Here is a 16,397-nt window from a genome sequence, read left to right on the forward strand (position 1 = left end):
ATCATTTTTGAGAATTCATTAGATGATAGAATATTTAATGCTGCGCTCGGGCCATAGCTATGATTTCACTTACAATATTTTTGGGAGTATAATCTCTGTTAAACAATAATGGGTAATCTGTTCGTCCCCTCACAGGCCATCCATTCTTCCAAGAGTCTCCATCCTGAATACCCCAAAGTGTGACACGGGAAATTTTATCATGATGCTTTAAAAACAATCCAAAGAAATCCCGGTAGCGTTGATCAAATTTTTTCTGAATATCATCCGGAAGACCCTCTGTATAAGGGTTTAATCGCTGCTGATACTCCACATTAGTAGCGACGTCAGCACCCATATCACGTCTAGGAGAAGGCAATACACTCAAATCCAGTTCGGTAATCATCACCGTTATGCCGAGGTTGGAAAATGCCACTATACTTTTTTCAAACTCATCAACAGTTGGGTAATCCAAACCAATATGTCCCTGCATTCCAACACCATCGATGCGCACCCCTTGCTCTTGAAGATTTTTGACCATTCTGACTACTCCTTCTCTTTTTCCAGGATTGGCCATGGAATAATCATTGTAATACAACTCAGCCTCTGGGTCAGCTTCATGGGCAAACTGAAAAGCCAATTTCACAAAGTCTTCTCCCAGAATCTGATAAAACTTACTATTCCTCCAAGAACCATCGTCTAGGATTGTTTCATTGACCACATCCCAGCCTTTGATTTTACCCTTATATCTACCTACTACGGTATGAATATGATCTCTCATTCGTTGGGTCAATACCTCTGGGCTCACATCCTTTCCTTCACTATCAGTGAAAAACCATCTAGGTGCCTGCGAGTGCCAAACCAAGGTATGACCTACCATATGATAATTCCCCTCTTGACCCAACTCAACAAATTTATCCGCCATGGTGAAATTGAAGTTCCCCTCTGTTGGTTGTATCATGCCACTTTTCATAATATTTTCAGCGACAATAGAGTTAAAGTGTTTATTCAATACATCGAGTCCTCTAACATCTTTACGATTGATATGATCATTGTTAAGTGCAGCTCCAAACAGAAACTTTCCTTCAAAAGCAGACTGTAGAAAGAGCTCATCATCATTTTTAATATGATTCTGTATTGAAAATGATGCTAGTAATATCACCGATAATACTAGACCAATTTTTCTCAAATGTGTCGTTTTCATAATCTCTATTTTTTTCTTCTAGTGGTCAAAAGGTTGATCAGGAACCGCAGCTTATTTTCTCGCTAGCGTATTCTCTAAACCAATTATAAACTGGGTATGCACAGGCTTCAGGGTTTCTATTGTAGGCAACATCACCTTGCGGATCGCCATTATGAATGAGATTTTCAGGCATCAATAAGTTCCAACTGATATTCCCTAACTCATCAGCCAAAACTTTAAAGTTGGAACCGAATCCCCAAGTACCGGGAGTACCAGTTACTCCGCCTTTACCCCAAACCAAATATTCTTCCGGACCCCAATCAATCTCTGTGATGGCTATAGGAGCGATGTCTGCTACTGGTTTGATGTGGGTATTCCAATTTCTTCTAAAGGTGACCGGATCATTGTTATCCTGTCCCCAGTATCCTGGATAGATGTGGACAGCATATCCATAATTATCATCCTCTATAGGATTATTAGGGAAGCCTCTATAATGTGATTGGTAACCTGAACCAGGAATCCAGAGCACATTTTCAGCCCCATTAGCTCTGATCAAATCCACCATAGGTTGGAAAAAGAGCTTCAAAGCATCAAAGTGAGGTTGGGTATCGCTTCCATGTATGCCATTAGTACCTAAAACTTCTATAGGTTCATTGGCAAGTTCAAACATGACATGCTTGCGGTTTTTCAATTGGGGCAGTTTTGAAATATGATCCCAAATTCTCATCAGGTAATCAAAGTACTCATCCCCAACCGCAATTCTTTGGGGACAAACGCCTGGAGGTCTAAAGATTACATACATACCTCTATTTTCGGCATGGTCTACCAAAGGCAGGATCACTTCCTCCACAGATCTGACAAATCTTTCAAAACTAAATCGAGAGATATCATTCTCTGGTATAGGAGGACCAGGTTCATTACTCCAATAAGGATCCATATGTAACCTAATCATATTCAAATACCATTCTCCATTGCCCTCAGACAAGGTATTCATCACGGATCTATTGTAATTGAGACAACCCGCCACATCGTAATCATTCCATCTCCAGATACCTACATGCCCTCCATTAAACCACGGACTCGTTGTGATGGCAACTCCATGAAGCAGCACCTCATTCCCACATGGATCTACAAGGTGTCTTCCTTGAACTTTCAATTCAGGCGTAGAAAGTGGCCAAGTAATAGCCACTTGTTCTTCTTTTGATTCTTCTGGATTTTCAAATTCATTTTCTTGAATATCTTCTGAATCAATGGAATTACAAGAGAAAAAAAATACCAGGAAGCCTATGAAAATAGGCATCAAACGAGACATGATAGGTAATTTTAGAGTAGGTTAAGAAATAGGTAGTGAGCGTATGTAATTTCAAAAAACAACTTCAAACTAACGCTAGCAGAAAGAAGAAAATCCTTCTTTCTGCTAGATTAGTTCATCGAAATTATCTCTGAAAACCTTCAGCAATACCCGCATAGGCATGTTTGCGGACTAAACCAGAAGTCCAAAGACCCGATCTTGCTGAATCTGTTCCATCAATAGGAGCTGCGAAAGTGATACCTGCTTGTTGATTAGAAGGAATCAAATCCAAGTAAAGGCTAATAACCTGCTTGTAAGCCTCTCCCTGTGTAATCAATGCAACTACAGATGGATTTGCGTCATTCAATCTTACCTCTAGGGCACTGATTTTAACTTTTTTGCCAGTAGCGGCTAACAGTCTAAACATCTGTGCAACATTTTCCATGTTAGAATTTAAATTCAAAACCATGCGTGCTGCAATTCCGTCAACTTGACCACCGTTTTGCTCTATGTATGAGACATAATCAATCAATGCTTCGCACTTAGCAAGATTGGCTTCCATTCCGCTTTCGCTGATATATAAAACATCGCCTGAGTTCCCAAATTGCCTAGCAAGCTTGAATGCCTCCACCCCATAATCCTTTCCAATATAATCCTGCCAGTAGAATTCCCCCTCACCTGGAGTTAATCCAACTCCAGTACGAATAAGACTTGTATTGGATTCATGAATTGGCTCAGCTACCACAACACGTTCAGTTATTTGACCTTTGGTTTCTCCAACAAACTGACTGATGTAACGCTCCATCTGTGTACTGATGATAGACGTCTTTTCTACTTCGGTCTTTTCAACTATTGTGGTCGAACCACCAGTAAAGGCCTCACTTGATAAGACAACCTGATCAATGTAAACAGTCCCTGCAAATTCACCGTAACTAATGATAAATCGATTTCTATCGTCAGCAGTCGCTGTAGTTGTAACGGATACAAATCTCCACTCAGGCGTTACAAAGACTTGACCGAAACCATTGGATGAGAAATTAGGGCTTTGCAATTCCGGACGAATAACACCTTCAGCATCTCCACGAACCCAGAAGCTCAATCGGTATGTTTCACCATTGTTAACAGGAGCAGCCAATTGATATAACGTTTGCACTTCCCAGAAGCCGCCAGTTAATGAAGGATTTGTGACAAAGAAAGCGCGCCCTTCGTTTCCGACCCCCATACCTTCTTCAGTTACACCGCGGACAGAATTATTTCCCCATCCTCCCCAAGCAATACCGCCATCAAAATCACCACCAGAAATCAAATTATTGATTACTGGATCACCTTCTAGGTCATACACATACAAATTATTGATATCCAAGAAATAATTTACACCAGACTCATAGCCTAATTCTAAATTAAATCGGAAACTTTCTCCTGTAAAATCACTTACACGAAAACGAATTTCTTTCCAAGAAATAGAAGTAGTAAATGTTTCAGTTGCAGCCCCTGAACCTCCCCATGCTAGTGCAGGCTCATTATTTGATAGACCTTCAAAAGTAAATCTGCCTTCTCCTGGCTGATCAGATTTGATATAGGCTATCACCTCATACGTACGACCAGGAATAATATTGATAGAAGGAGAGCTAAAACTTACATCTGATGGACTACTGACAGCCATACCTGCAGATAATTTCACAGCCGGAGTACCAGCACCCATCCCCTGATTCGGTTCAAAGGTTACTCCTTGTGAACTAGCCCAATTATCAAGGTTACCACCAGATAACTCGCTCACATTTAACTCATTCATAAATGCGGGAGAATTTACAATCAATGGTGATAATTGACTATTTAAGAAGCTTGCATTTTGATTTCTGTGCCAAACAAGTGGGCTTCCAAAAACATTGATTTCACGTGAATCTGCCATCTCTAACAATGCCTGAACTTGGACTAAATTTAAGTTACCATTGTTTTGGACAACAGTCCTATGGTCCATGCCAGAAGAAGGAGAAAACTCATTGAAGTTACGATTAATCAATCTAAATCGTACGCCTTGATTGGTATAATCACTCATAGGTAAGGAGATCCCTACTCTGAAGTTGGGATTATTCAGCTCCTCAACATAATCCAATAAATCGCCGAAACTGTTAATTTCTTCCTGCATCTCAACGCTCAAGGGTTTTTCCACTTGAAAATCATCCAGAGCACCAAAATCCGCACATGATGCTAAGCTTAGCAACCCTAAAACACCAATTGAATAGATAATTTTTTTCATAAACTAATTTTTTACAAGTTATTGTACTACAGGATTAAAAAACTCCAAACCGACACCACGATTTCTCATAACAAGTGTATCAGTTGTCACAACTCTCATCGTTGGCAGATCAAGCTCATATTGCAAATACAAGGCATCACGATCTTGATTTCCCCAACTTTGCTTCTCACCCCTCTTGACAAAAGAGCCAGTACCCGAAGCAGTCACACCTTCTGTAGCAGAAGAAATTGTGCAATTTCCCTGATTGTTAAATTCTAACCTAAGATTGATCACTTGACTTACTCCATCGTTGCCTTGAAGAGTCAATGGAAAATCAATGGTAGTCAACGATTGCGTATGAAGGTCTTTCAACTCGTCCTGCTCTACAAATCGTTCTCTACGAATCACTTGCTCCGTAAGACTTTCATGACCAGGTTTACCTGTGATGACATCCAAGCCTCTTCGCAAGTAGATACCATGCCACTCGTTAACATATTTTACTGCATAGAGGACAAAGTCTTTTGGTAAAGCCTCCCAATCTCCAGCCACATGTCTATTTGGATTTGGTAAAGGAGAAGAACCTCGAAGGACAGTATCCACATTTGCAGCAGATACAATTCTTAAAGGAAATACATAAGTATTTCGAATAGCCTCAGGATCATTGAAGAAAGCGCCTGTCAGTTGAACCTCCACACCGCCAATGATAGAACCTCTTGGAATCACAATTTCAGATTCGGTCATTTGGAAATACTCTGTCGGTAAAACTTTCACTTCACGCCCACCTTGTGAAAACAAAAGATTTTCAACTAAGGATGGATCATATGCAATCTCTAAGCGAATATCATTTCTGTTTTCATACACACCACCTGTAGTAGCCATTACTCTGAATTTACGCTCATTGTCGAGCGTCGTATCAAAGATATCTTCACCCAAGGTTATTGTCCTTACAGGATACTGATGGGCAAAATACACGCTCTGGAAATCAAAGTCTGGGAACTGCCAGTCCTGATTGACACAAGAGCTGATGCCTATGACGGCGATTAATACAATTATTATTTTTTTCATGTTTTTTTCTTTTGGCTTCAAGAAACTCTAGCAAATGAATATTACCAGCCTGTGTTTTGTCTAAGTGCATTATACTTCAGTAATTCACTCAAAGGAACTGGACCATATTTCATGTGTTCTCCAAACACCCTATTCTGAACATTGATGACCTGAAAACTATTGTTTTGAATTCTCACACCTCGTGCAGGTTCAGTCAAGTTTAAATTCCATCTTCTGATATCCCAGAATCGGAAACCTTCGAAGCAAAGCTCCAATCTTCTTTCATTTCGAATCAACTGACGCATTGCATTTTGGTCATTTCTAATCGACTCTAGATATGCATCTCCATTCGTTAAGCCAATTCCAGCACGCTGTCGAATAGCTTTGATCACATCGTATGCAGAAAAACCATACGTACCAGCCGCCAAAGGACCCCAAGCCTCATTCGCAGCCTCAGCATAAATTAAATACAATTCAGTATATCGAATTCTTGGCATCACATGTAGCTGACCGTTGACAGAAACAGGGTTCAAATTCACATCTTGTCTTAAGAGCTTGCGCATATAATAACCGGTTCGTGTGGATACTTCAACTCGGTTGATCCCATCATTGGTGCCTCCATCGGCTGCCGTATTGATCACTTGATTGTTTGGTCCTGCAGTATTCCCATTGCGGATAATGTAATGATTGAAACGTGGGTCTCTATTCGCATAGGGATCGGCTGGATTGTAAGAGCTATTTGGATGATCGATGGGATATCCATCAATTGATGGAAATGCATCTACCAAGTTTTGGGTTGGATTCAAGAGACCATTTCCAAATTGTGTTGGAGGGAAATGGGCTGCTTCCAAGTTACTGGAAGGACCTCCTAAGGATGTTCTCCATAAAATCTCTCCTTGATTGACACCGCCACCCAAGTTATTGATTTCATTGACATTTGTGTACCAAGTCAATCCTGTTGGAGCTAATCCAGAAACACCACCATTCAGGCTTAAGATTTCGCCAGCGTATCTTGCCGCATCTTCCCAAGTGGTATTATTGCCTTGGCTAAATGCAGGGCTTGCTGCCATCAATGCTGCTTGCGCTCTAATTGCACGAGCGATTCTACCACTTAATAATTGTCTCGCATCCTCTCCGAAAACGCGATTATAATCATTTCGATTGGCCCCCATAGCTCTGTAGCGCTGAGGAACGTCTTCTTCACTAGCTACATTCTCATAATCCAAGGGTAACAAATCAATTGCTTCCTGAACATCGGAATACAATTGTTCCATACACTCTTGGAAAGTATTCCGTGGCAAGTTGAATTGTGAGTTTAAGTTTTGGGCCTCAGTAAATAACTGAACTCCCAACATTTGACCGTCAGCCATTCCTCCATGCGCCTGTAATAAATGATACATGAACAAAGCTCTTAGGCCTAATGCCTCACCTTTGATTCTATCTGCAAACATGCGGTCCAACATAGGATTATTGACCACAAATGAAACACTGTCAGAAGTTTCAATCATCAAGTTCAAGTACTGAATAGCAGCCTTTGAATTTTGCCATTGATTGACAGGATTATTATCTGCTGCCCATTGACCACTTGCCATGTTGAAGAAGGCATTGTTTTCATTGTTTGCCACGGCATCGTCAGTAGCCATATCGTTGAATTGCCACCCATTCCGCGGAATGCGAGCATATCCATTGATAATCAATCCTTGAGCAAATCGTGGTTCGTTATAACTACTTTCAATATCCCTGTTATTTTGAATAGCAGGTTCAAATAGGTCATCACAGGAAGTATTCATTACCATGACTACTGCCAGCATTCCCACTATATTTTTAATATTCTTCATATCATTTCAATTTTAAAACTGAGCAGCTAAACCAAGATTAAAGAAGTGTGTCTGAGGAGCAGAACCAATATTGGTAGTCAAAATCTTTCGATTAGGTCCCAAGGTAAGTAGGTTAGCACCGTTCATATACACATCCATTCCTTTGATGAATGCTCCTCCGAAGAATTTGTCGGCAGGTATACGATACGTTACTTGTACTCTTGCCAAATCAAACCTATTGGTACTGTACAACCAGAAATCAGAGTTTCTGAAGTTGTTGGCACCATTCAAGGTAGTCAATCGAGGATATTCTGCTGTTTCAGCAGTAGCTGGAGTCCATCGGTCTCTGACAACTTCTGAGTACTTTGCATCTCCAGAAATCCAGAAGTAAGAGCTATTACGCATGGCATGAGCTCCACTTCTCCACATACCTAGAGCAAAGAAGGTAAAGTTTTTCCACTGAGCTGTCACATTCAGACCCATTGTCAACGGAGCACCAAACCATCCACCTCTACCCAAGAAAACTTCATCTTGAGGAGTAATTCTGTCATCTCCATTTTGATCAATGTATCGAATATCTCCGGGCGCAACTTCTCCAAAGATTTGAGTTGGAGATAATCCTATTTGAGCGCTGCTATTGAAAAAACCAGCATTTCTCAAACCCCATATTCCATCGATTGGTCTACCTTCTCTAACTTGATACTCGTCTAGCCAATTTTCCCCTCTTTGGATCGCTTTGGTAGCATAGTATGTTCCTACAAGTCCTATATTCAGATTCACAGCGCCTACTTTTTCCTTCACATTTAAGTTGAAATCAAAGCCTGTTCGCTGATCAGCATTATAGTTTTCGAAAGGAATGAAAGATGATGCAGGAAAACCTGTTGCAAAATAAGTTGGATAGATATCGCTTCTTTGAACCAATAAGCCAGTCATTCTACTGATGAATGCAGAACCATTGAAGTACACCTTGTTATTGAAAAAGGATCCTTCGACTCCGATATTGACTTCTTCTCTCTTTGGAAATCTCATTCCTGGATTAGCACCTCTTCTGGAGATAGTAGTAATGTTGTTCAATCCATCTTTCCAAGTGTAAAAAACAGTACCATCCCCCTGCTGCGTAAATACCTGCTCGTACAAATAATAATCCATGATATCTAAATCGGTGTGGACAATACCGCCTGATACAGAAACCAATAAATTATTTACTACAGATGAATTTTTCAAAAACCCTTCATTACTCAATCTCCATCCCAATGATCCCGTTGGCGAAAATGCTCGTCGATTTTGCTCGGGTAATCTTGCAGAGTGAATGATAGCTCCATTAAATTCAGCAAGGAATCTGTTTTGATAATTGTAGCCTAGATGTATCCCCAAATTGGCATTACTTACCCTGTGGTACATTTGTGAAACACCCGTCTGGAATCCACTCGCGATCAACATCGCTGAAATCTCATGCTTCTCATCGATTACAGTGTTATAATTCAATTGAGCAGACATAGACATCGTTTGCTGAAATCTGTTCCCACTGATATTTTGAGTACGTGTACTTGCGTCCTGTCTAAAACGAGTCAAACCTGTAATCAGATCCTGACCGGCATAATTATTCCACTGAGGCTGATACACTGCATATTCATTATTGAATGCTAGCACATAGGAGGTCTGATAATCTAATCCAAATCTGTAGTTGAAAGTCAACCCTTCTGCAATATTTCTCAAATCTGCATTTACCCCAGTATTGAATTGATACTGTCTACTTGTAAACACATTGGAACCTCCAGCATAGATATCTGCTATTGGGTTGGTTTGCTCAAGTTGTGTACCGCCAAGCAAATACTGTCCTCCGATAAGGTGACTACTATTCTGAATGAAGTTTTGAGAAACGGCATCATCGCCCTCTATCATACTGATTGGAACCAAAGGAGAAAAACGATTAGGTCTTATGGTCGCAGCACCTTGCCAAAAGTCAGTATTTACTCCTCTCCCATTGTAGAATATTACAGCTGCATCCGCAAAACCTGAAATGAAATTCGTTAGGTTCATGTCAACATTACCTCTGACATTAAATCGCTCGTTTCTATTTTGTGCAGCTTGGCCAAAGTTCAATAACGAACCTTCGGACATCATACCCAAATTGGTGTAATACCTTGCCCTGTCATTTCCACCTGCAATCTCCATAGTAGCATCATGTCTACTATAAGCTTTTTGCAGATAGTCATTGGAATAAAAATCCAAATTAGGATAACGGTAAGGATTTGAACCAGAACCGTGATTAAAGATTTCTTCCTGAGAAAATAAAGGTTGTAATCCATCATTGACTCTTGCTTCATTAAACAAGGTCATGTATTCGGCTGATCCTAAATATTTAGGAATTTCCCGAGCGGCATGTACACCTGTATTGGCTCTTACATTAATCGTCTGCTTTCCTACACTACCACGTTTGGTGGTAACCATGATTACACCTTTAGCTGCACGACTACCATAAAGAGCCACCGCAGACACACCCTTCAAGAATGTAATTTGCTCGATTTCAATAGGCATCACACTTCCTGGATCTCTTGGAACACCGTCTACTAAAAGTAAGTATTCATTGTTACCCCAGATATTTCCATGGAAACCAGGTGCAAAACCTTCCATGTTGTCCAAAGTCCAAGTGAAATAGTTTTTCTCTAAGAGTTCAGGAATGTTTACAAATGAAACTCCACCCATTAGATTGGACCTATCCTTTGATTGAAATGCTGTATTGACTCTTCTAGATTCCCATTCTGGAACCAAAATTATTTCTTCGGTCTGACCGGAAATCCTTACAACTTTTGATTCAAAGCCTTCTGCTCTGAAGATCAATAGCGAGTTTGGAGTTATCTGAATATCAAATTCTCCGTTCTCATTAGTAGTTCCCAAAACTTCCTCTTCATCAGTCAAGATGAATGCTGACGCAATTGGCGTACCCTTCGTGTCTTTGATTGATGATTGTATCCGTATGGTTTGGCTGGTCTGTGCCACTACTAGCACTGGGCTTGCAAGTAGCATCAAAACCAACATCCAAATTAAATTTTTATATCTCATAAGTGCTTTTTCAAAATGTTGAATTTGATTAATTACCAGCCTGGGTTCTGTCTAAACTCAGGGTACAAGGTCACATCGGACACTTTCAATGGCAACCAGTAATGTCTTTCTGCCAATGGCCTTTCTACAAGAACCCGCTCTCTCAAGTTCAATACCCTCATTTGCGTAGGATCTCCTCCTAATTCAGATTCAGGAGCACGGTTAAACTCAATAGCTGTCTTTAATGTGTATGGCGGTTCAATCAATTGCATCCATCTCCTTAAGTCATTGAATCTGTGTCTTTCAAATGCCAATTCAACAGCACGTTCGCGTTTGATCTCATTCAAAAACACATCCACAGAGGTTTGGAATTGTGGCAAAACATCCGGCATTTCGGCACGCTGTCTGATTACATTGACAGCCTCCACAGCTGTTTTACTAAAGTTTGTAGATTTACCCATTACAGAGTTGTGTCCCATCAAAGCTGCTTCTGCATACATCAAGTACACATCTGCCAATCTTAAGTAAGGCACGTTCAAGTGAAGAGCAGCACCAAAAGCAAAAGCATTATCATAAGCGTTTGCTGTCATGGGTACAAATTTTCTATTGACATATCCAGTTGGGCTACCGGATACCGCACCTCTGTAACTACCTCCAGTGTATAGATTTGCAAATCTGTTATCTTCCTGATTAGGAGGCATAGAACCTTGAACCACCTGCATTCCATCAAAGACTATACTTTTATAAAAACGTGTATCTCTACCTCTGAATGGGAATTCAGGATTGTAACCTGATGTTGGATCTGCTTGTGTGATATCCGTTGGTAGTGGCAAACCATTAGCCATTCCAAAATTTTGATTTACAAAATTGGCTGTTGGAACAAATTTCGTAGCATCGCCATCAACAATAATGGATGGGAAATACTGCTTGGTGATACCAAAGTTCGATTGATCACCAGACCAATAGAGAGATCTAAAAATAGTCTCAGTTCCCCCTGACAAAGCCCAGTTCTGACCCATGGTGTAAAATAATGTATGCCAACGGTCAAAAGGCATCAATGCATATTGAGTCTGCCCACTCTCAACCAAATCCAACAATTCTCCAAATGCTTCAGCAGATCGACGAGCAAAATCTGTATTGTACGTTCTACTACCTGTAGACTCAAAATTCATTAATGGACTAGCGGCGTACAATAGGTTCTTGCCCAAATAAGCCAATGCCATTATTTTATTGATTCTTAACTCATTTCTACCAAGTGTTCTCCTGCCGGCAATTGTATTATCCCAATTGATAGGTAAAAGATCAGCAGCTCTTCTTAAGTCTTGTGCAGCCCTCTCGGCGCTCTCATGATAGCTCAATCTGCCCTCTCTCAACTGTTCATCTCCAGGAAGCACTCGATCCACATAAGGAAGTCCTCCCACATGCTGAAAGAGCATGAAGTGAAACCAACCTCTAAAAAACAACAACTGTCCTTCAATCAATGCCCGCTCTTCATCTGTAGCGTCTGTCATCCTATGAAGATTTTCCAAACCAAGATTTGCTTTTCGAATGCCGTACCATGCTAATGGCCATAAACCCTTCGTATGAGGATTATCATTTGTATTAGCAGACCACTTATCCATCCAGCTTGCTTGACCTCCATGACCAGAAAACTCTACTTGCCAAGCCCAGAAATTACCCCGGTCAAATGCAAAAGCAACATGAAAGTCACCTGCGGCCGATACCATTTCATCATCACCCCAGTTCCACGAAGAAGTCCAATAACTGGTAGTGAAATTAGGAATACAATGGTACAGTTCTTCTGTGTAACCCTGAAAATTCTGGAAATTAAGGAACGCAATTTCCTCAGAAATAACAGAATCTGGAGTTCTTTCCAAGTAATCTACGCAAGATGTGGCACCAAGCATCAACAGAGCAAAAGCACCTATAAAGTTGATTTTAATTTTTATATAATTTAAAGCTTTCATAGCATTTCAAATTTAGAATGACATCATTAAACCAAGGTTTATCCTTCTCATCATAGGGTAAGCACCCTCCCACGCCTGACCTGTTCCAAAGTTTGATTCTCTATCATCAGGCATTTTACTCCATACCCAAAGATTATTACCATTCAGGAATACTCTTAAGCCTCCCATACCGAGCCTCTTGGCCCGCTCTGGATTAACACTGTAAGCAATCTCAGCATTTTTTAAGCGAAGGAACGAGCCATCATATAAATACCGAGCACCATAATAATAGGATACTGGCGTTAACCACACTGGAAGCGGAGTGCCTGCATCAGGGTTATCTCTAGACCAATACGTACCTTCATCATACACCAAATTTCTTTGGCCATCTAGGTTGGTGAATGGAATACTTCTAGTCACATTCGTCACACCGTAAAACTGCATGAAGAAAGAAAAACCCTTGTACTCCATACCGATATTGGTATTGAAGGTATTTTGAGGAATGTTGGAAAAACCATAAGGTGCAGCATCAAATGCATCGATCAATCCATCACCGTTAAAATCTAAAATTTGATACCCTCCAGGAAGCTTTCCACCGTTGTTGGTGTTATGAGGTGTACTTGCATATAGTTCATCCCAAGTATTGTAAAATCCACTGTTGATGTGAGAGCGTGCTTGTCCCAATTGGAAACCAGCTTGCTTCTGATACTCTGGTAAAAACTCAGGATCATCTCTATTGATCACAATATCAACTGCACGAGTCACAGCAACATCCGCCCACAATCTCATCCCATTTCTCAAGATCTTGTTAAATCTCAACTCGATTTCGTACCCAGTAGTCTCTACTCTTCCTAGGTTGGCAGCTGGCGCTTGCACTCCAAAATAACTAGGAATGGAACGATCACCAGCCATCAAGATATCGACTCGATTGTCTCGGAATATATCAAAACTACCATCTAAGAACCCATTGAATAAGCTGAATTCGGTCTTCAAGTTGTATTTGTAAACCGTCTCCCATCGAACATTCGGGTTACCTAAAACAGATTCTCTATACCAAGTAAAAGGACTAAAATCACCTCTCCAACCGACAGAAGACATTCTAGAGGAACCTCCAAAGTCCCACTGATTCATGAAAAGAAAACGTCCACCAATGTTATCATCTCCAACCTCACCATAAGAAGCCGTTACCTTAAGGAAGTCAATTGGTTTGATATTTTTCATAAAACTCTCTTCCGAAATTACCCAACCGATACCACCGGAGGAAAAGAAAGCAAAACGATAGTCAATACCGAATTTTTCTGAGCCATTGTAGGCCCCATTGTACTCTGCCAGGTACTTGTTTTTGTAATTATATACCGTTCTAAACACCCAATCTTCGCGATAACTAGGAATCATATTACCAATTGCATCCTCCTGTCTCATCATCAATCCCATGGCATTGATATTATGATTATCTGCAATAGTAGTTGTGTAGTTTAATTGAGCTTGATAGAATAATCTTCTTTGGGCTCCTTGCACAGTACCACCTTGAGTAGTCCAAGCGATGGGCTGAAAAAAGTCGAAATTGCTGTTATCAAAGTTGTTTTTCAAGTTAACACGTCCTGTAACTGGATCGATCCACATTTCCTCTGTATTATTGAACAAGTCATTGACTCCACGGCCAACTTCTGTGAACGTATTATCCAAAGCAATCGTACCTCTAAAGTTTAAGCCTTTGACAATGCGGCTTAAATCTTGTTCCAAAACAATGTTGGTAGATAAACTAGTTGTGGTAGTGTTTTCTATACCCCCAATAGCCAAAACTCTTGCTGAGTTGATTGCTCCAAAGTCATCTAAAGGATAATACCCCCAAAGACCATTTGAATATCTCGGCTGAAACACATCTGGCGGGTTTCTGAATGCTGCTCTCCAAAAATTCGCGTCATTGCTACCATTCCAAGGTGTTTTACGAACACCGTAGATTCCTCCCAAATTGACTTTCAAAACAGTTGAAGATGTCAATTGGAAATCTAGATTGTTTCGGAAGTTAAGTCTATTGAAATTATAACCTGGCTGATAACCTCTGCCATTATCGAATTCTCTAAATAAATCCCCTTCGTTTTGAAAATCGAATGCTGCGAAATATTTAGTGAATTTAGTACCTCCAGTTATAGATAAGTTGGCATTATACGCCATAGCGTAATCTTTGAAAAGGTAATTTTGCCAATCAATATTTGGATACCTTTCAAACTCCTCTAAGTTTGCAGGATTTCTGTATTTCTCTCTTATTTCTTGAGGGATCATTTGCGTCCATGCTTGTGGACTCACAGATAATTCACGCTCAATTGCTTGATTTCTGATTCCAATCGCATCGTATGCATCCATTTTACCAGGAAGTTTGGACGGAGATTTGACTGTAGTATTGACTCTAGCTACAATTTCTGCCTTCCCCTCTTTACCTCTTTTGGTAGTGACAATGATTACACCGTTTGCTCCACGGGAGCCGAATACAGCAGTTGCAGATGCATCTTTCAATACAGAAATGGTTTCTACCGATCCAATATCCATATTGTTGAAAAATTCAGGTCTTTCTACACCATCAACCAAGATCAACGGTCCGTTACCATTCCAGGTATTGTTACCACGAATCACAATCTGAGGCTGCTCATCTCCAGGAGCACCGCCACTTTGCACAGCAATCAAACCAGGCAAGTTACCTTGTAGTGCCGCACCTAAGTTGGAAACCCCTCCAGTCCGTTGTAATACCTCTCCTCTTGTTTGAGAAACAGCTCCAATCAATGTCTCTCTTCGCTGCTCACCATAACCAATCACAACAAATTCTTCGAGCGAAGTCTCAGCTTCAGAGATTTCTATGTTGTAAACTGTTTTACCTGCCTCTACGAGTATTTCTACTGATCTGAAACCGATAAAGCTTACCACAAGAATTTCACCCGGCTGAGCATCCAATTTAAATTCTCCATTTACACCCGTAGCAACTCCGCGCGAGGTACCTTTGATCAAAACAGTAACACCTGGGATTGGCATCCCATCATTTTTGTCTGTAATTACTCCCCTGATCTCCTGAAAAGCTACAGCTGACTTTTCCTTGGATAACTTGGATGAGGAGTTACTTTTTGCTTTCCTTTCCTTCTTTGCATGAGAAGGATCATCTTTCTTAGTTAATTCTTCTGAACTAACATTTGTGGGTTGATTTGCTAATTTTTTAATATCCTCCGTTGACCAATCAGCCTCTAAATGGTAAGAAGTGTTCGGTACTTCATTCCTTGCAAATCCCTGTATACTCATCGAGAGAAAAACTGATAAGTATACAAGCCCGAAGGTTCTGTATGAGAAGTTAAAACTTAGCCTTAGTAATTTTTTATTCATAAAATTGGTAAGGTTAAATTAGGTTTGAATTAAAATTAAGGATCACGTATGCGTGATCATTTGAATGTAGTCTACAGTCATTTTCTAAGAAGAATTTTCCATGGGCTTGAAATGTACTAGATTTGATAGTTAGGTTTGAGACATAGAATAGATTGCTCATCAAAAGACAGTTCAATGAACTAATGATAAGCCGAAGCCTATTAGATAGTGCATGTGTCAATTGATTATGAAATCGAGCGCCAATCAAAAGATAATCAGGGGGTGAAAAACAGATTTTGCAATCGCTTTCCTTTTTCACGGAATCGATTGCAGCCAAAAGTAATTTGTTTTTAGAAAGCTTACTCATTTTTATTTTGGGTTATTGGTAATCCACACAATCAAATATATACTTTGAGAATGAAAAATTAAAAAAGTAAAATATATTTAAATATCTGATTTTCAATAACTTAAATTTAACATTGCGCTTACAAAAATCAAAAAAATGGCAGAAAATTGG

The 16,397-nt window shown here is 40.2% G+C and carries 8 protein-coding genes; all 8 read right to left on the reverse strand.

The genetic code is table 11. The annotated features are described in order from the left end of the window. Positions 1-34 precede the first annotated feature (34 nt). The 8 genes from IPZ59_RS00095 to IPZ59_RS00130 all read right to left on the reverse strand — a co-directional run bounded on the left by IPZ59_RS00095 (position 35) and on the right by IPZ59_RS00130 (position 15,901). Positions 35-1,180, reverse strand: coding sequence for an endo-1,4-beta-xylanase (locus IPZ59_RS00095; RefSeq protein ID WP_236137858.1), 1,146 nt, complete (start codon positions 1,178-1,180; stop codon positions 35-37). A 37-nt stretch (positions 1,181-1,217) separates the two neighbouring features. Continuing rightward, positions 1,218-2,471, reverse strand: coding sequence for a cellulase family glycosylhydrolase (locus IPZ59_RS00100; RefSeq protein WP_236137859.1), 1,254 nt, complete (start codon positions 2,469-2,471; stop codon positions 1,218-1,220). Between the two features lie 124 nt (positions 2,472-2,595). Then, positions 2,596-4,707, reverse strand: a complete 2,112-nt coding sequence (locus IPZ59_RS00105) for an endo-1,4-beta-xylanase (protein ID WP_236137860.1) — start codon at positions 4,705-4,707, stop codon at positions 2,596-2,598. An 18-nt stretch (positions 4,708-4,725) separates the two neighbouring features. Further along, on the reverse strand, positions 4,726-5,751 hold the full coding sequence (locus tag IPZ59_RS00110) for a DUF5627 domain-containing protein (RefSeq protein ID WP_236137861.1): 1,026 nt from the start codon (positions 5,749-5,751) through the stop codon (positions 4,726-4,728). A gap of 41 nt (positions 5,752-5,792) precedes the next feature. After that, complete coding sequence (locus tag IPZ59_RS00115) at positions 5,793-7,568, reverse strand: RagB/SusD family nutrient uptake outer membrane protein (RefSeq protein WP_236137862.1); 1,776 nt, start codon at positions 7,566-7,568, stop codon at positions 5,793-5,795. A 12-nt stretch (positions 7,569-7,580) separates the two neighbouring features. Continuing rightward, positions 7,581-10,610 (reverse strand): SusC/RagA family TonB-linked outer membrane protein, encoded by a 3,030-nt coding sequence (locus tag IPZ59_RS00120; RefSeq protein WP_236137863.1) that lies wholly within the window; start codon positions 10,608-10,610, stop codon positions 7,581-7,583. A 32-nt stretch (positions 10,611-10,642) separates the two neighbouring features. Further along, positions 10,643-12,556: a RagB/SusD family nutrient uptake outer membrane protein gene (locus IPZ59_RS00125; protein ID WP_236137864.1), complete on the reverse strand. Its 1,914-nt coding sequence runs from the start codon at positions 12,554-12,556 to the stop codon at positions 10,643-10,645. 12 nt (positions 12,557-12,568) lie between these two features. Continuing rightward, positions 12,569-15,901, reverse strand: a complete 3,333-nt coding sequence (locus IPZ59_RS00130) for a SusC/RagA family TonB-linked outer membrane protein (RefSeq protein WP_236137865.1) — start codon at positions 15,899-15,901, stop codon at positions 12,569-12,571. Between the last annotated feature and the right edge of the window lie 496 nt (positions 15,902-16,397).

This window comes from Mongoliitalea daihaiensis (assembly GCF_021596945.1).
Classification (GTDB): Bacteria; Bacteroidota; Bacteroidia; order Cytophagales; family Cyclobacteriaceae; genus Mongoliitalea; species Mongoliitalea daihaiensis.